14 protein-coding genes are annotated in these 17,703 nt (G+C 58.7%); 8 read left to right on the forward strand and 6 right to left on the reverse strand.

Annotated elements, in window-relative coordinates:
- Positions 1 to 486 precede the first annotated feature (486 nt).
- Positions 487 to 2,247, forward strand: a complete 1,761-nt coding sequence (gene sppA / locus ROI90_RS12910) for a signal peptide peptidase SppA (protein ID WP_315998764.1) — start codon at positions 487 to 489, stop codon at positions 2,245 to 2,247.
- Between the two features lie 175 nt (positions 2,248 to 2,422).
- Complete coding sequence (locus ROI90_RS12915) at positions 2,423 to 3,241, forward strand: purine-nucleoside phosphorylase (protein WP_315998765.1); 819 nt, start codon at positions 2,423 to 2,425, stop codon at positions 3,239 to 3,241.
- 191 nt (positions 3,242 to 3,432) lie between these two features.
- Here ROI90_RS12915 and ROI90_RS12920 read toward each other — a convergent pair whose 3' ends face one another.
- The 4 genes from ROI90_RS12920 to ROI90_RS12935 all read right to left on the reverse strand — a co-directional run bounded on the left by ROI90_RS12920 (position 3,433) and on the right by ROI90_RS12935 (position 7,664).
- Positions 3,433 to 4,293, reverse strand: a complete 861-nt coding sequence (locus ROI90_RS12920; protein WP_315998766.1) for a DUF4249 domain-containing protein — start codon at positions 4,291 to 4,293, stop codon at positions 3,433 to 3,435.
- A 10-nt stretch (positions 4,294 to 4,303) separates the two neighbouring features.
- Positions 4,304 to 6,607, reverse strand: coding sequence for a TonB-dependent receptor (locus ROI90_RS12925; RefSeq protein ID WP_315998767.1), 2,304 nt, complete (start codon positions 6,605 to 6,607; stop codon positions 4,304 to 4,306).
- Between the two features lie 145 nt (positions 6,608 to 6,752).
- Positions 6,753 to 7,061 (reverse strand): thioredoxin, encoded by a 309-nt coding sequence (gene trxA, locus ROI90_RS12930; RefSeq protein ID WP_315998768.1) that lies wholly within the window; start codon positions 7,059 to 7,061, stop codon positions 6,753 to 6,755.
- A gap of 162 nt (positions 7,062 to 7,223) precedes the next feature.
- Positions 7,224 to 7,664: a hypothetical protein gene (locus ROI90_RS12935; protein ID WP_315998769.1), complete on the reverse strand. Its 441-nt coding sequence runs from the start codon at positions 7,662 to 7,664 to the stop codon at positions 7,224 to 7,226.
- Positions 7,665 to 7,887: 223 nt separating this feature from the next.
- On the opposite strand from ROI90_RS12935, the gene ROI90_RS12940 reads away from it, so the two are divergent.
- Positions 7,888 to 8,208: an HNH endonuclease gene (locus tag ROI90_RS12940; protein WP_315998770.1), complete on the forward strand. Its 321-nt coding sequence runs from the start codon at positions 7,888 to 7,890 to the stop codon at positions 8,206 to 8,208.
- A gap of 57 nt (positions 8,209 to 8,265) precedes the next feature.
- Positions 8,266 to 9,330 (forward strand): DUF6687 family protein, encoded by a 1,065-nt coding sequence (locus ROI90_RS12945; protein ID WP_315998771.1) that lies wholly within the window; start codon positions 8,266 to 8,268, stop codon positions 9,328 to 9,330.
- Between the two features lie 110 nt (positions 9,331 to 9,440).
- Here the strand turns inward: ROI90_RS12945 and ROI90_RS12950 are convergent, their stop codons facing one another.
- Positions 9,441 to 12,875: an AAA family ATPase gene (locus ROI90_RS12950; RefSeq protein WP_315998772.1), complete on the reverse strand. Its 3,435-nt coding sequence runs from the start codon at positions 12,873 to 12,875 to the stop codon at positions 9,441 to 9,443.
- 144 nt (positions 12,876 to 13,019) lie between these two features.
- Complete coding sequence (locus tag ROI90_RS12955; RefSeq protein ID WP_315998773.1) at positions 13,020 to 13,604, reverse strand: hypothetical protein; 585 nt, start codon at positions 13,602 to 13,604, stop codon at positions 13,020 to 13,022.
- Positions 13,605 to 13,782: 178 nt separating this feature from the next.
- Between ROI90_RS12955 and ROI90_RS12960 the strand changes: the two genes are divergently transcribed.
- From ROI90_RS12960 to ROI90_RS12975, 4 genes are all read left to right on the forward strand, one after another.
- On the forward strand, positions 13,783 to 14,145 hold the full coding sequence (locus ROI90_RS12960; RefSeq protein ID WP_315998774.1) for a hypothetical protein: 363 nt from the start codon (positions 13,783 to 13,785) through the stop codon (positions 14,143 to 14,145).
- 51 nt (positions 14,146 to 14,196) lie between these two features.
- Positions 14,197 to 14,688 (forward strand): nuclear transport factor 2 family protein, encoded by a 492-nt coding sequence (locus ROI90_RS12965; protein ID WP_315998775.1) that lies wholly within the window; start codon positions 14,197 to 14,199, stop codon positions 14,686 to 14,688.
- 119 nt (positions 14,689 to 14,807) lie between these two features.
- Complete coding sequence (locus ROI90_RS12970) at positions 14,808 to 15,182, forward strand: hypothetical protein (protein WP_315998776.1); 375 nt, start codon at positions 14,808 to 14,810, stop codon at positions 15,180 to 15,182.
- Positions 15,183 to 15,374: 192 nt separating this feature from the next.
- Positions 15,375 to 17,672: a GH92 family glycosyl hydrolase gene (locus ROI90_RS12975; protein WP_315998777.1), complete on the forward strand. Its 2,298-nt coding sequence runs from the start codon at positions 15,375 to 15,377 to the stop codon at positions 17,670 to 17,672.
- Positions 17,673 to 17,703 lie beyond the last annotated feature (31 nt).

Here is a 17,703-nt window from a genome sequence, read left to right on the forward strand (position 1 = left end):
CCACTTACAGACCTGCTCTTATTGAAGCTGTTTAGAAAGTGGTAGAACGTCATGCAGAGCGGAGCGAAGCATCTCGCGTGCTGACGTTGAGTTACCATTGCAAGCTCAGCACGCGAGATGCTTCGGCTGCGCCTCTGCATGACGTTCTGTTGATTTTTACGACTTTCTAAACAGCTTCATTGCATGCTAACACGATTTAAGAAGCTGCCTTTTCTAGTGCGAGTACTATTGGTCAGCTTCATCTTGCTTTTAACACTGTTCGCTCTATTGCTAAATATTGGCCCTGACGTGGATACTCCGGAGGACATAGATGCTGCCATTGGACGGATGGACTAGCCTGCTTTTGACTCTGCCGCCTTTACGTCATCTCTCCATTTCGGCACCTCGTCCGCCCGTTCCCGCCCCAAACGGGGGCGTTGGTTGAATACCCGGTACTGGGGGCGGAAAGGGGCTACTTTTGCTTCAGATACTTAATCTGCTACTTCCATGAGACAATTTTTTAAGTACGTGCTGGCCACCTTCACCGGCCTCGTGCTGTTTTCCTTGCTAGGTGTAGTGCTGCTGGTGGGCTTCATCGTGGCTGCTGCTTCTTCCGATAAAGAAGTAACCGTGGCCCGCAACTCGGTGCTGGAACTGACGCTGGACAAGCCCATCGGGGAGCGGGAATTCAATAACCCATTCTCGGGCTTCACGGGCGGGCAGAGCAGCTCCATCGGCCTCGATGAGCTGAAAGCCGCCATTCGTCGGGCCAAGAAGGACGACGATATCAAGGGCATCTTCCTGAACCTGGAGCTGGTGCAAGGCGGTATGGCCTCGCTGGAAGAAGTGCGCCAGGAGCTCGTTGACTTCAAAAAAGGCGGCAAGTTCATTGTCAGCTACACCGATGCCCAGTCGGAAAAGAGCTACTACCTGGCTTCCGTGGCCGATAAGCTCTACCTCAACCCCCAGGGTACGCTGGAGTTCAACGGCCTCTCCTCGGAGACGATGTACTACAAGAACCTGTTTGATAAGCTCGGCGTGCAGGCCCAGATTTTCCGCGTGGGCTCGTTTAAAAGCGCCGTGGAGCCCTACTTCCGTACCAGCATGTCGGACTCGGCCCGCCTCCAAACGGCTTCCTTCCTGAACTCGCTCAACGGCTCCATGCTGAGTGAGGTAGCCGCTGCCCGCAAAATTACGCCGGCCCGCCTCAAGGTCATTTCTGACTCCATGCTGGTGCACAACGCCGACGACGCCAAGCGCCTCGGGCTGGTAACCGACCTGGGCTACTACGACCAGGCCACCGACTACATGAAAGGCAAGCTGGGCGTGGAAAAGGACGACAAGCTGAGCCTGATTGACTTGTCGGACTACAAGAAGTCGGCCGATGAGGACGAGGGCAGCACCAGCGGCAGCCGCATTGCCGTGGTGTACGCCGAGGGCGACATTGTAACGGGCAAGGGCGGCAACGAAAGCATCGGTAGCACCCGCTTCGCCGAGGCCATCCGCAAGGCCCGCCTCGATAAGAACGTGAAGGCCGTGGTGCTGCGCATCAACTCGCCCGGCGGCTCCTCGCTGGCCTCCGATATCATTTATCGGGAGGTGATGCTGACCAAGAAAGTGAAGCCTGTTATTGCCAGTATGTCGGACGTGGCGGCTTCGGGCGGCTACTTCATTGCCATGGGCTGCGACACCATTGTGGCCCACCCGACCACCATTACGGGCAGCATTGGCGTGTTTGGCGTACTGCCCAACATTGAGCCCTTCCTGCGCGACAAAATCGGCGTTACCACTGACCGCGTAACTACCGGCAAGTTCTCCGACTTCCCCACCATCACGCGGGCCCTCACCCCCTTTGAGCAACAGCAGTTCCAGGAGGAAATCAACCGCATTTACGCCGACTTCACCACCAAAGCCGCCCAGGGTCGCAAAATGCCGGTGGAGCGCCTGCGCCGCCTGGCCTCGGGCCGGGTGTGGTCGGGCACCGAAGCCAAGGCCCGCGGCCTCGTCGATGTGCTAGGCTCCATGGACGATGCCCTGCGCATTGCCGCCCGCCGCGCCAACCTGAAGGAAGGCGACTACCGCATTCAGAAGCTGCCCCGCCAGAAAAGCTTTGCGGAAAACCTGTTCAGCTCGTTCTCAGAAGAAGCCAAGCTGCGCATGGTGAAGGAAGAAATGGGCCCGATGTACCCCATGTATCAGCAGTACAAGAAGCTCTCGGAAATGAAGGGCGCCCAAATGCGCATGCCGTTTGAGGTGCAGGTGCAATAAGCGGCTGATTAGCAAGAAGCTGCCATCCTGAGCAGTGCGCAGGACCTTACCACAGTTGAACAAGTCGTAACTACGGCCGTTGTTTAGTTGGGGTAAGGTCCTTTGCACTGCTTAGGATGACAGTTTTTTGACCTTGCCGCTTTAAAAAGTACCACTCGACAATTGACATTACTCCATGAAAGAACTTCAGGAAGCCGCCACCTACCTCCGCCGTAGCTTACAGGGGTTTGCTCCTCAGGCGGGCATTATTTTGGGCACTGGGTTGGGTGCGCTGGCCAAGGAAGTACAGGTACAGCACCGCTTCAGCTACGCTGATATTCCGCACTTCCCGGTGTCAACGGTAGAAAGCCACGCCGGCGAGCTGCTGGCCGGTACGCTGGCCGGCAAGCGGGTGCTGGTAATGCGCGGCCGGTTTCATTACTACGAGGGCTACACCATGGAGCAAGTAGTGTTTCCGGTGCGGGTGATGAAGCTACTGGGTATTGAGCACCTGTTTGTGAGCAACGCCAGCGGCGGCCTCAACCCCGACTACAACTACTCCGACCTGATGCTGCTGGATGACCACATCAACCTGCAGCCCACTAACCCGCTTATCGGCCGAAATCTGGACGAGCTGGGCCCGCGCTTCCCCGATATGATGGAGCCCTACAGCCCCCGGCTGCTGCAACTAGCCAGGGAAGCCGCCCAGGAGCTCAACCTTGCCCAGTACCTGCGCCAGGGCGTGTACGCCTCCTTGCCCGGCCCCATGCTGGAAACGCCCGCTGAGTACCGCTACCTGCGCACCATTGGGGCCGATGCCGTGGGCATGAGCACCGTGCCGGAGGTTATTGCCGCCGTACACATGGGCCTGCCGGTGCTGGCCGTGTCCGTCATTACTGATTTGTGCGCCCCCGGCAAACTCAAGAAGGTCGATATTGCCGACATCCTGCGCACCGCCGCCGTGGCCGAACCCCGCCTCACGGCCCTGTTGCAGCGGGTGCTGGAAAAGCTGTAAACCAGTCTGCAGGAACGCATATAAAAAGGCTCACTACTAAGTGGTAGTGAGCCTTTTTGTGTACAGTTATCTGAAGTCGTCCACGGGTGGAGCCGGAGCTGAATGCCCCCGTTTGATTGTTCTTCTGGCTTAGTAGTACATCACACTTTTTCGCACTTGCACCCCTTGTGAGGCTTCCTTGCTACCGCGTGCTATTGTATGATAATGCGCCGCCGCTGATAATTCAGGACCGTAAATACCCCAATGCCGCCTTCCACAGTGCTTTTGATGGCGGCAGGCTGCCCAAATGGGTTGCCGTTGGCACTGCGCGCATCCTGCACCGACTGCAGGAACCGGTAATATGCCTGGTCGAGGTGGTACAGGCTTACGAAAATAGTATCGTCGGCGGCAAAGTCGTAGCTGGTGCCCAAGGTGAACTCCTGCCCATTATTGAGGCGGTCATCGGGGGTATAGTCAACTTCGGGGGAGGTGGCTAGCCTACTCTTGTGTACCTGCAGGCGGTAGTAGTCGGTGGTGGCGGCGGGGTCGCGGAAACGGGTGAGCACGTAAGCTTTGCGGAATTCGCCCTGCTTATCATTGAATTTCCACTCCACCGTATCAATGGGCACGGTAGCGGGCATGGTGGCTTGGCCGGTTACCCGGCGGCCTTTCGAGTCGCTTACTTCTAGCTCAAACGTTTGGCCGGGCTGGGCCGTGAGGCGGCGCGTGCCGGTGTGGGTGTAGGCCTTGCCAGTGCGGCGGTCGGCCCCCGGAGCAAATAGCAATTCTTGGCGCTGGCCGCCGGGCAACACCACAAACGCTTTTACGTCGGTAGGCACCTGCAGCTCAGGGGCTGCCAGGTAGGGGCCCGACTCCGAGACAGTTATGCGCGGAACCTGGCCGTTTTCCAGGTAGGCCTCCACTACCAGCTGCGGCGGGTAGGCGGGCAGCTCCACGTCAATATCTTTCTGCAGGCCGCATCCTCCCAGCAAGCCCGCCAGTAACCAAGTGCCAATGAGCAGCCCACAGCGCCATTTTATGGCCGAAAGCCGGGAAATAAGAGAAGTACGCATTAGCTCAAGCTTAGAATTTGAAGTTATACGTAACCGACGGAATTACTGGGAACAGGGACACCTGCCGGGCCCGGTAGTTCAGCACTTCGTCTGTTTCCTCATTCTTCACCTGGTCGAAATACACGAAGTACGGATTGCGGCGGTTGTAGGCATTGTACACGCTAAACGTAAGGTCCGACTCCGGAATCCAGCGGTTTGGGCGCAGTTTCCATACCACCCCAATATCCAGGCGGTTGTAGGGCGCCAGCCGGAAAGTGTTGCGCTGGGGGTAAATAGGCACGGCGGATACTTTCTCCCCGTACATATCCTGGAAGGCAAAGCGGCCCAACGGCAGCGTGGTGGCCTGCCCCGAGGTAAACACGAAGGAGCCCGTCAGCTGCACCCGCTCCGAGAGGTTATGAATAACCACAGCCGTCAGGTTATGGCGTCGGTCGTAGGTGGGGTAGAAGGTGTTGCCGTTGTTGATGCCGGTGGTGCCGCGCTGGGGCGGAAACCGCCGCTTGGTCCAGGCCAGGGTGTAGCCAATCCAGCCGGTGGTGCGGCCCTGCTTTTTCTCCAGGTAGATTTCGTTGCCGTAGGCCCAGCCCTTGCCAAACAGAAACTCGTTGTCCAGGTCGGGATTCACGAATAGCTGAGCTCCATCCTTGAAGTCAATCTGCCGCTGTGCCCACTTGTAGTACACCTCGTTGGTGATAAGGTAGCGCCCATCACCCAGCAGCCAGCTGATGCCAGCCGCCACCTGCTGGCTCCGCTGCGGCTGCACCGATTTGCGCGACGGATACCAGATATCCGTGGGCAGTGAGGCACCCGAGTTGGTAACCAAATGCACGTACTGGTACATAAGGGCGTAGCTGCTTTTCAACGACACGTTGGGGGTAAGGGAGTAGCGCGCCGCCGCCCGGGGCTCCAGGCCACCGTACTGATCGGAGCCCGACTGGAAGCCCGACAGGCGCAGACCGTACTCCAGCTGCCATTTCTCGGAGGGCTTGTAGGTGTCGGAGGCGTAAAGGGCCGCTTCTGCGCCGGGGTAGGTGGTGCTGGAGCCCAGGGCCAGGCGGCCGTCAGTGGAGCCGGCCTGCAGGCTGCCGGTACCGAAACGGTGCGTAGTGGCCGTTACCCCAAACTTCAGGGCGTGCCGGTCGTTGGGCAGGTAGTCCAAATCGGAGCGGAGCGTAAAGTCCCGGATGTTGGACGACAGATTGAAGGCAAACTGATCCAGCTGGTTGCTGATCTGGTACTCGTAGCGCGTCACGGAAGCCGTAGTATTCAGAAACAGGCGCGGCCTGAACACGTGGTTCCAGCGCAGCGCCCCGATGGCATTGCCCCAGTTGAAGCTGAAATCGAAGCCGTTTTGGGAGTTGAAACCGAATACGTCATTACCCAGGTAGCCCGACAAAAACAGCTCGTCTTTGTCGCCCAGCTTGTAATTGGCCTTGGCGTTGAGGTCGTAGAAGTAGTAATCCGGGATGGGGTTGTAGTCGTCCTGGTCTTCGTTGAGCTTATTGATCTGGCGCGTAAACACATCAAAGTATGTGCGCCGCCCCGATATCAGAAAAGCACCTTTGCCCTTTTTGATGGGGCCTTCCACCGTCAGGCGCGAAGAAATCAGGCCAATGCCCCCGCTAACGCCCAGCTTCTCGGGGTTGCCGGGCCGCAGCTTCACATCCACCACCGAGGAAAGCCGCCCCCCGTACTGCGCCGGAAAGCCGCCTTTATAGAGGTCCACTGACTGCACCGCATCGGGGTTGAACACCGAAAACAGCCCAAACAAGTGGCTGGGATTATATACCAGAGCATCGTCCACCAGCACCAGGTTCTGGTCGGCGGAGCCGCCGCGCACAAACAAGCCCGAGGTACCCTCGCCGCCGTTCTGAACGCCCGGCTTCAGCTGCAGGGTTTTCAGAATATCTACTTCCCCAAACAAGGCCGGTAGCAGCTTGGCCTCCTTGGCCGTGAGGCGGTCTACGCTCATTTGCGTAGTCTGCAGCTTCTGCTCCAGAGAGCCCCGGCCTTCCACCACTACCTCGCCCAGCTCATTGCCAGCACTGGTCAGCTGAAATGCCTGGCGTTGGTTGCGCGTCAGGTTGAGAGTAAGGGTCTGGGCATTGTAGCCGATAAAGGACACTACTACCTGGTGCCGGCCTGCGGGCAGCGTAAGCGAGTAAGCTCCCTGCTCGTCGGCGGTAGTGCCCACGTTAAGGGCGGGTACTGCCACGGTAGCTCCAGGCAACGCCTCGGAGGTGCCCGCCGCCCGAATGGTACCACTAAGCGTGTACTGTGCCTGGGCCCAACTAGGGCTGGGACAGGCTACCACAGCCACGCAAAAAACAACAAGTAAAAACCAGAACCTCATTCGACCCTCTCTATCCATGAGCCCGAAAGTACGGACGCCCAGCGTAAACGACTGAAAGAGCCCAAGCAAGCACTGCTGGTTGCATGGCCGCCCGCGCAACCCGAGCCTAGCGCAACACGCCCTGCAGCACTTGGCTGATTTGCGTGGCCGGCACTACGCCGGCCTGCCGCCATACGGGTTGTCCCTGGTGGAACAGAATCAGGGTAGGAATACTTTGAACCCGGAACTGCTGGGCTACAGCCTGGTTCTTGTCCACGTCAATCTTGATGACCTTGAGCTTGCCCTGGTGCTGGTTGGCCACTTGCTCCAGAATAGGAGCCATGGTTTTGCAAGGGCCGCACCAATCGGCATAGAAATCAACCAATACCGGCATGCCGGGGCTGCTGATCAACTCAGAAAACGACTTTTTAGGCATTGTAGCGCAGGTTGATAGCCCGGTAGTACCATTCTGCCGGGTAGGGGGTATACGGCCCCGCAGACAGATGGGTGCGGCCACCGGAACCGTTTAAACGCAGAAAAGCCCAGTGCTGCAACACTGGGCTTTCGTGAGCGGGTGAGTGTGGGTGAAAAAGGAGGGTTATTTTTTCCCCACCAAGGTAACATCATTTGCGACTTCAGAAAAGCCAAAGCGGCCTCCCACTACTTTTTTTCCGCCCACCTGGCACTCCCAGGTGTAGCGGCCCGGAGTGGCTTTGCCAGACTCGCCGCGTTCCGTTTTGAAGTATTCAGCCTCCGAGGCTTCCGAAGGGAAGATTACGTCAATGCCGTTCTGACCTTTGGCTACCTGCTTAACCAGCGTGTATTCCTTACCGGTGTCTTGGTGAACCACCACAAATTTTGCGGTGTAGCCACCCAGCTGGCCAAACTTGTCCATTACCCCAATTTTTACATAGGCATCAGTGGATACCAGCCAGGTTTGGGCCTGGGCCTGCTTGGGCGAAAACACTACCAGGGCCAGCACTAAGCCAGCAGCTTGTAGCAAGCGGCGCAGAGAAAGAGCAGGAGTAGAAACGCGCATAGAAAAACAGTAAGAATGTGAAAAATGCAGGATGAGAAAAACGTACGCGAGAGTTGCTGTATCTCCTGTTTCATCGTAATTCATAGGCGCATACAGCTGAGGCGCAACCAAATATAAATGTTATCCGGTAACTACAATAAAATTTTGTTGTGGTTTTATGAATTTTCATCGTTGGGTGCAAAACCACACCTTCGCAGTATGCCGTACATGATGGGCTGTAATCATGCGTAAGAAACGAGCAACGCCTTCTGATCCTTCTCCGCCCAGTCCGGTTGTGGGGCAGTGCGGCTTATGCGAGCGGCAGGTGCAGCAAACTTCCCGTCACCACTTGGTGCCCCGCGAGGAAGGCGGCCGCTATGGGCCCGTTGTGGAGCTGTGCCAACCCTGCCACAGTACCGTGCATTTGCTGCTGGATAACAAAGAGCTGGCCCGTCACTACAATACCGTAGAGCGCCTACGCGAAGCAGAGGAGCTGCAGAAATACCTGCATTGGGTGCGCCGTAGCCGGGTGGAGCGCATCAGCAACCGCCGGGCCCGGCGCTGAACCGCCAAGGGTGCCTGGGCTGCTACCTTTGGGCACCCGTAGCCAACTCTGCCTCCCGTGAAATACTTTGTGCCTTTCCAGCAGCTGCGCCAACAGCCCACCATTGTAGTTGATAGCACCGGATTAGGAGCCAGCCTCACGCTGGCGCACTGGCGTGGGGCCGCCACGCCCGATCTGCTGCGCGACGATACCAGCGCCGGCTCGGTGCTACGGGCCTTGCACCAGCCCACCGCGTCGGGGCTGAAGGCCGAAGCTGTAACGGCCAACCATTTTGATATTGACGGGTTTGTGGGCGTGTGGGCGCTGCTGAACCCGGAGCTGGCCCTGCGCCACGAGCATCTGCTGCGCCTGGTAGCCACGCTCGGCGACTTCCGGGAAATCAATTGGCAGGACCCGTTGGCTACTCACGCCCTGCAACTGGTGTGCTGGCTGAATGCTGAGGAAAAGGTGCGGTTTTACGAGCCCTTTGGAGCACCGGCCCGGCGGCGCCGCGAAGATGAAGCCTCAGCGGAGAAGTTCGCTTGGTTTCTACCCCGGTTTGCGCCGGTCCTGGCTGATCCGGAAACCGGGCGGGCTGCCTGGGAGCCGGAATACACGCGTGTGCAGGAGGGCGTAGCCATCATGCACAGTACCGCCACTACCGTGCAGCGCTACCCGAAAATCGGGCTCACGGTGGTACGCACGCCGGAGCCGCTGCCATATTATGCGCTGTTCGGGCCCACGGTGGGTACTGATATGGTGCTGAGCCTATATGATGAGCAGCGCTACGAGTTCGAGTACAAGTACACCACCTGGGTTGATCTGGAAAGCCGCCCCACGCTGCCGCGCCTGCCGCTTGATGCGCTAACGGCCCGCCTGAACGCACTGGAAACCACTGCCCGCCGCTGGACTTTTGATGGCATTACCGATACCGGCCCGCTGCTGCGCCTGAGCGGCAAAAGCCTGAGCAAAGTTCAGCGCTACGCCGACCCCGACCAACGGCCCATCTATACTTCATCCATCATGCCGCAGCAGTTGGAAGCGGAAGTGGTGGCGTTTTTCCGGGCTGGCTACGCCAGTATTGAGCCGAAACGATATTGGAGCTGGGCTGAAATTCGAGCCGCTGGCCAAGGGGAGGTTTGAACCATCTGAACTGTCATTCCGAGCGAAGCGCGGAATCGGGGTTGCTTGATGTAAGTTCACCCCAGATTCCGCGCTTCCCTCGGAATGACAGTCCTTTTTCAAACGGCTGGTTACACCTCTTGCCCGAACCCGAGTACCTGCAGAGAACTGACGCCCCCGGCGCCCTTTTGCACGTTAATCTGGGTGCTGATGCGCTCCTTCAGACCTTCAACGTGGGAAATGATGCCGATGGTTTTGCCCGTGCCCTGCAGTAGCTCCAGGGCCGAAAGGGCCACGTCCAGCGTGTCGGGGTCGAGGGTGCCAAAGCCCTCATCAATAAACAGGGTATCAATCTGGGTGCGGCGGCCGGCCAGCTCCGAGAGGCCCAGGGCCAGCGCCAGGCTCACCAGGAAACTCTCCCCACCCGACAACGAATTCATCGTGCGTACGGCCCCCGCCTGGTACTCGTCCTGAATCAGCAAGTCCAGGTGCTGCTCGGGGTTACGCAGGATGCGGTACCGGTCGGTGAAGCGGTGCAGGTGGCGGTTAGCCAAATCTGTGAGGCGGGCCAGGGTGAGGCCCTGGGCAAACTCGCTGAACTTCTTGCCATCGGCCGAGCCGATGACTTCGGCCAGCTGCCGCCAGCGGCGGGCCTCCTGCTGCTGTTTTTCCAGCTGAGTGGCCAGCGCCGCATGGCGCTCCTGCCCGGCCTGATGGGAGTTCAGGCGCTCCTGCCGCTGGCCCACCTGCTGATGCAGGCCGGCCAGCCGCTCACCGGCCGCCGCAAGGTAGTGGCTCACAGCTTCCAGAGGCTCCAAGGTGAGGCGGCGGTTTTCTTCAGCAGTGAGTTGCCGGGTGGTTTCCTCGGCTGTTTGGCTGGCCAGGCTTACGGCTTGCTCATGGCGCTGCAGCTGAGCCTGTACGGCAGTGGCCTCCGCGTGTGGGAGCAGTAGGGCCGGTAGGGTAGTGGGGTCGGCGTTTAGGCCAGCCGCCGTGAGGCCCTGCCCCAAAGAAGTGAGGCGCTTCTGCAACTCCTGCTGCTGCTGGGCGAGGGCCTGCTCGCGCTGCTGTAACTTATCGGTGGCCACCGACAACGCCGTGCGGTGCTGCTGTACTTGCTGGTCGAGGCGCTGGCGGTGCTGGTCGGCGTGGAGCAGGGCGGTTTCCAGTTGCTGCCGGGCCTGGGCCACGTTGGGTTCCGCGAGCAGCTCCTGGCGCTGCTGCTGCTGCCCCTGAATGGTGGTGTGCTGATTTACCAAGCCTTGCTTACGGATTTTCAGCCAGGCATGTAGCTCTTGTTGGTCGGCTTCCGCCTTGGCCGCCTCCACGCTCACGCCCCCCAGCTCCAGCTGGGCGGTGTTGAGCTGGCGGGTTTTCTGATCATATTCCGTGATGCGCTGACGGGCCAGTTCCATCAGGGCCTGCCCGTTTTCGTTGCTGAACGGCAGGCCAAAGTACTGGGCCTGACTTTGAATGGTGGCCCGCACGGGCAGCACCTGATCTTCGGCATCGGCCAGCTCTCGGGCTAGCTTGGAGGCTTCCTCAGAATAGGCGAGTTGCTGTTGAGCGGCGGCTTCGTGCCGGGTTTGGGCCTTCTGTACGCGCTGGTCGGCGGCGGTGATGTTGTCCCGCAGCTCTCGTAGCGTGTACACCAACTGCTTCACCTCCTCGGCGGCGCTTTTCTCGGCTGTTTCAGGTAGTAGTTGAATAGTGGCAGTGGGGGCAGCGGCAGGCTCCGGGCCCGTCTGCTCCAGCATGGTCACGTAGGTATTTAGCCGGTTGAACCGTGTGCCCAGCGCCCGAACTTGTTGGCTGAGTGCCTCTTCCCGCTGCAAGTCACGCTGAAACGAGTCTTCGCTCACGCCCAGCACGCCGGCCAGGTAGGGGTGCTCAGTGGCACCGCAGACGGGGCAGGGCTTGCCAGCTTCCAGCAGCTGGCGGGTGTCAGTGTGTGACAATACTAGCTGCTGCATCTGCAGGCTGCGCCGGAGGTCGTCCCAGTGCTGCTGCTCCCGCTCCTGCTCTTGGTGTAGGCTATTTACGTGGTAGCGCAGGCGCTGCAGCCATTCGTTGCGGGCCAGGCTGGCTTCCTCAAAACGGGCAGTGTGCGCCTGAAACTGCTGCCGGGCCGCCTCCGCTGCCTGCTGTTGGGTAGCGGCTTCGGTGGCGGCTTGCTGCTGGCGCTGCCGGGCTTCGTGCAGGCGTTGGCCCAGCTGGCCCAGGGTTGTTTTGAGACTGGCCCATTGCTGCAGGTTGGCCGAAAGCTCGGACAAGTCGATGGCCAGCTCGCCTACCACGGCGTTGAGCAGCAGCCACTTTTCCGCTTCCCTCACTTGCTCCCGTAAGGTGCCCGCCCGTTGGCCCGCTTGCTCAGCCGTTGCCTTCAGGCGCTTGCACTGCTCGTTTTTCTCTTCGTATTCGGCTTTACCCTGCGTGAGCTGGCGCCGGCCCTCCGCCATCAGCAAATCCAACTGCTCCGCCTCGCGCAATTTGGGGTCCTGCGCCTTGTATGTGGTGCTGGCAGCTTCGTAGGCCTGTACTGCGGCCGTGTGAGCCGCTTCGGCGGTGGCGGCGGTTTGCTGCAGCTGCGGCAGTTGCGTCCGGAGCGTGGCCGTTTCCTGTTGCAGCTGGGTTAGCTGCCGCTCGGTTTGGAGCAGCAGAGCGTGGTCGGTGGCAAAGGGCGCGGCTTGCTGATGCAGGGCCAGCCGCTGGCGCAGCGGGGCCAGGGTTTCGGCCTGCGTAGCTAGTTCCTGCTGACGCAGGCGGGTGGTGCGCAGCTTCTCGCGCAGTTCCTGCTGGCGCAGGTGCCACTGCCGGGCCTCGCGCCACTGTTCCTGGGTGGCGGTGGCTTGGGCAAGCTGCGCGTTGAAGTCCTGCAGCTCGGCTTCCAGGTGCGCCACCTCCTCCGGCGACAAAAGCGTTACGCCCTCCAGGCCCTGCCGAAGCTGCTCCACCAGCAGATTTTCCTGCTTGGCCCGCTCAAACGCCGCCCGCGAAATATCGGAGTACTTGCGGGTGTCGGTAATCTTTTCCAGCAGCTGGGCCCGCTCCCCGGCCGGGGCTTTCAGGAAGCGGGTGAAGTCGCCCTGAGCCAGCAGCACACTGCGCAGAAACTGCTTGTACTCCAGTCCGCTCAGCTCAGCAATGCGCGGCGGCACCTTCGACTTGTAGGTTTCCAGAAACGGCCAGGTTTCGGTGCCATCCTCAGCCGTTTTTCGCTCACTTAGCTCCATTTTAGGGTCCTGGAGCTTGCCGCCGGGCTGCTTGCGGGCCCGGTACTGGCCCCACTTGCTGCGGTACTGCTGCCCGTTCACCTCAAACTCCACCTCTGCCCAACTCTCCCCGGTGCCGTGGCTCATCACGTGCTCAGGGCCGCTGCTTTCGTGGCGGGGTACCTGCCCGTAGAGGGCCAGCGTAATGGCGTCGAGGATGGTGGTTTTGCCCGCGCCGGTGGGGCCGGTTATGGCAAACAGGCCAGCGTCGGAGAGGGGAGTCTGGCTGAAATCAACGGCATGCTCCCCGCGCAGGGAATTGAGGTTGAGGAAACGGACGCGAAGAATTTTCATGCGGACACCAGGGCACCAAAGCGGAAACGAAACGGCCCAGGCCCTGAAAAGTCAGGGGTGGGGCATCTACAAAGTTAACCACCCCCTGCCGCAATTCCCTGAAAACAGCTGCGGTACTATTCACCGTTCACCCAGCGCCAGCACTTATCGGCTCATCAGATCAAATACTTCCCCGCTGGTTAGCTCATACCGGATCAGGCCGTCCTGCTTATCCCAGAAAAACGCCTGCAGCTGCCCGCCCCCATAAATGGTAGCGTTCTGGCCCTGCCGGAAAACGTAGGCCGCCGGGTAGGTTTTGCCGCTGGTAATGAGAGTGCAGGCCTGTCGCTGCAGCTTAGATGTAATCTGGCCCTCCTTGGAGGCTGTGAGGCACTCCAGGCCGGCCACGCTAAACGACACATCGGCGGGACGCTCGGGGGTATTCTTGCGCAGGTTCACCACGAAGTCCCGGTTCTTCTCGTTGTACACGGTGCTGGGTCGCAGCACAATTTGGGAGAAGATGGGCTGGTAACGGCCCGATTCCATCCAGTTACAATCGGTGTTGGTGTACCACTCCTGGGGCTTCAGCACCGTGGCCGTAGCAGTGTGCCCTCGGTTGCTGCGGAAAGTAAGCTGCTGCCCTTCGGCGTAGGAGCCCAGCCAGGCGCGTTCCTCGGATAGCAACGCTATGGGCTGGCAGGTAATGCAGCCCGTGAGCAGCAGGGCAAGGGAGGAGAGCAGCTTTTTCATACGCAGTGGAAGCTCGTTGCAAAAAGGTAGCTTGGGCATACGTAATTCACCCTACAATGAGGTGCTACTTGCCGGAGAATCAGCTAGCGGCTTCCATTGCTGCTTGCACAACCATAATATGAAGCGAGATTCGAATACCCTCGACAAGCTAATTACAGCAAACCGATTTGTTCCATTGATGAGCAACACCAAATGGGTGAAACTGCTGCATCTACTTGTTGAAAACGCTACGCTTATAAGTGAGTGCCGGGTAAAGCTAATCTGGGAACAGGGAGCCGCAGAAAGAAGGCTAGTATTCGATGAGAACACCAGCTACAGGTTCGATTATTACGATACAGCAATGGAAGCCATGGTAACAGGCACTCCACGGGGCTGGTATGAGTACAAGGAGATAGAATGGCTGGATTTTCCTCGTGTCACAAATACTGGGGAAATGGCACAGGATGTAAAGGCTATACAACGGCAAATTGAGAGTATAGGAAGGTTTCGGCTAGCACTAGAGGAAGGTAATCTGCGCCTGTATGCGTATCAGCGCCCTTGATCAGGTAGCGTTATTCTTATATTCCCGCCTTCATTATTACTACCGACGCTGATGAAACTCCTGCCACTGGCCGCGCTACTCCTGCTCCTCACTGAAGCCTGCGCGCCGGTACGCCCCGCAACCACCGCCGCCAGTACGGCCCAGCCACCGGTGTCGCCGGAGCTGTACCGCACCATTGCCTTGCAGGACAGCCTGATGTTCGTGGCCTTCAACCAGCACGACGTGGCCACGCTGCAAACCTTCTTCGCCGAAGACCTGGAATTCTACCACGACAAGGGCGGCCTGGCCAATTTCCAGCAAACCATGCAGGGCTTCCGGAATCTGTTCGACCAGAATAAAACCACCGGCCTCCACCGCCAGCTCGTGCCCGGCACCCTGGAGGTGTACCCCATCAACAACTACGGCGCCGTGGAAACCTATCAGCACCGCTTCTGCCATGTAGAAAACGGCCGCGACGACTGCGGAACCTTCAAAAACATGATGGTGTGGCGCCTACGTGACGGGCGGTGGCAGGTGACGCGTGTGGTGAGTTATGGGCATTGAGTAACAGTATCATCGTCCATTCCCTGCCTTGTTAGTTTCATTGGCTCATTCGTTGCTGTATTTCTGCTTGTTGCGTTGTATCTAAACGGTTTAAATACTTCCTATTACTTTCCTTTATTATGATTGATTTAGAGGACATTCAAGTTTTGTCGGAAGCAATGAATATTCCTTTCGAAAGTAAAGCTGCTTTATATCAGTTTAAGATTGTTAAAATAAATTATACAATACTTGTTGATTTGCTAAAGAACGGCCAATATATATTTATAGCAATTATGATTAATCATAAAGAATGTGCGGTTGAGCATATTGAATTTTACATGAATGAAACAAAACAGGAGATTTTGCAGGAAGCGCAAGAAATTATAGAATTTCTTGCCACTCACGATTCAAAAATTGTCTGCAAGCAGATAGGAAACAAGCTGCAAATGTCTCTTGAAGTGCTAAAGTCAGGTGAGTGGTTTCAATATGGTTACGCTACTACTATTAAGTTATAGCTGTTTCGTGAACAGTGTACGCACAGTGTAGAGACGCGACACTTCGCGTCTCTGCATTGAACGGTATCGTTGAATCGGCCCGACGATAAGACGCGAAGTGTCGCGTCTCTACACTGTGCATGAATCCGCTGTAATGAGCAAATAGCAGGCGTACTTCCTACCTTGCCAGCTTCAACGCCACCCCCGAAGCTGATGAAACTACTGCCGCTTGCCGCGCTGCTCCTCGCCACTGTTCCCACCCTCGCCCAGAAAGCCAAATCCACCGAAAACCTCGTCCAGTACGCCAAGCCGTTGGTGGGCACGGCCCGGATGGGGCATACTTACCCAGGGGCCACGGTGCCCTTCGGCATGGTGCAGCTCTCACCTGATACCGACACGCTGAGCTACGAGCTGAACGGCAAGTACAACCCCCGCGTGTACGAGTACTGCGCCGGTTACCAGTACGCCGATAAAACCATCGTGGGCTTTTCGCACACCCACTTCAGCGGCACCGGCCACTCCGATTTGGGCGACTTTCTGGTGATGCCCACCACCGGCCCGCTTCAGCTCAACCCCAGCACCGCCGACCAGCCCGAGCGCGGCTTCCGCTCCCGGTTTTCGCACCAGAACGAAGTGGCCGAGCCAGCCTATTACCGCGTCAAGCTCGACGACCACAACATTCTGGCCGAACTGACGGCCTCCAACCGCGTGGGCATGCACCAGTACACCTTCCCGCAGACGGAGCAGGCGCACATCATTCTCGACCTCACGGCTGGCATCTACAACTACCCCGATAAGAACGTTTGGACCTTTGTGCGGGTGGAAAACGACTCGCTCGTGACCGGCTACCGCCAAACCCACGGCTGGGCGCGCACCCGCACCGAGTACTTCGCCATGAGCTTCTCGAAGCCGTTCGTGAGCTACGGCAGCCGCAACCTGTCCAAGAAACAGGTGTATCGCGGCTTCTGGGGCCGTTTCGACCAAACTAAGAACTTCCCCGAGCTGGCCGGCGAGCAGCTGCGTCTGTTCTTTGATTTCAAGACTACAGCAGGGGAGAAAGTGAAAGTGAAAATGGCCTTATCGGGCGTGAGCACCGAGGGGGCGCTGCGCAACATGCGCGCCGAGGTACCGGGCTGGGACTTTGAGGCGGTGAAGCGGGCCGGGCAGGCGCTGTGGCAGCAGGAGCTGAGCAAAGTGGTTGTTGAATCGCCGAAACGGGCCGATAAAGAGAACTTCTACACGGCCATGTACCACGCCGCCCTTAGCCCCACCACCTACATGGACGTGGACGGCCAGTACCGCGGCCTCGACCAGAACATCCATAAGGCCGAGGGCTTCACCAACTACACGTCGTTTTCGCTCTGGGACACCTACCGCGCCCTGCACCCGCTCTACAACCTGCTGCAACCTAAGCGCAACGCCGACATGGTGCAATCCATGCTGGCCCACTTCGACCAGAGCACGATGCACATGCTGCCCATCTGGAGCCACTACGCCAACGAAAACTGGTGCATGATTGGCTACCACTCAGTGCCGGTAATTGTGGATGCCGTGCTGAAAGGCGTGGTGCCCGCCGACCAGGCCCAGCGCGCCCTCGATGCCTGCGTAACCACCGCCCATCAGCAACGCTTCGACGGCATCAGCTACTACGAACAGCTCGGCTACGTGCCCGAAGACAAAAGCGGCTCCTCCGTATCCAAAACCCTGGAATACGCCTATGACGACTGGTGCATTGCGCAACTGGCCAAGAAGCTAGGCAAGACGGACATCGAAGCGGAGTTCAGCAAGCGCGCCCAGAACTGGCAGAACGTGTACGACCAGCGCATCAACTTCATGCGCCCCCGCCTCGCCGACGGCAGCTTCCGCCCACGCTTCGACGTGCTGAGCACCCACGACCAGGGTTTCATTGAGGGCAACGCCTGGAACTACAGCCTCTACGTGCCCCAGGACCCGGCCGCGCTTATCGCCAAAATGGGCGGGGAGAAGAAGTTTCTGCCGCACCTGGATTCGCTGTTCACCATGCACCTGCCGGATAAGTTCTTCGCCGAAACCGAGGACATCACCCGCGACGGTATCATCGGCAACTACGTGCACGGCAACGAGCCCGCCCACCACGTGGCCTACCTCTACAACTGGACCAGCCAGCCCTACAAAACCCAGGCTCGCGTGCGGATGATTCTGCCCAAGATGTACCGCCCCACCCCCGACGGCCTCGGTGGCAACGACGACTGCGGGCAGATGTCGGCCTGGTACATCTTCTCGGCCCTAGGTTTCTACCCCGTAGCCCCCGGCTCCCCGGAGTATGCCCTCGGCAGCCCCGCCATCCACGGCGCCACTATCAATCTGGAAAACGGCAACACATTCCGCATCACCGTCAAAAACCAGAGCGACAAAAACGTCTACGTGAAGGAAGTCCGTCTCAACGGCCAGAAACTCACCCGGCCGTTTTTGCAGTATGCCGATGTGGTGAAGGGCGGGGAGTTGGTATTTACGATGGCTGCCCGGCCGTGAGGCTGTATAATGGAAATACTAAATTCTAAGA

Origin of the sequence: Hymenobacter endophyticus, assembly GCF_032464715.1 — a bacterium.
Taxonomy (GTDB): Bacteria; Bacteroidota; Bacteroidia; order Cytophagales; family Hymenobacteraceae; genus Hymenobacter; species Hymenobacter endophyticus.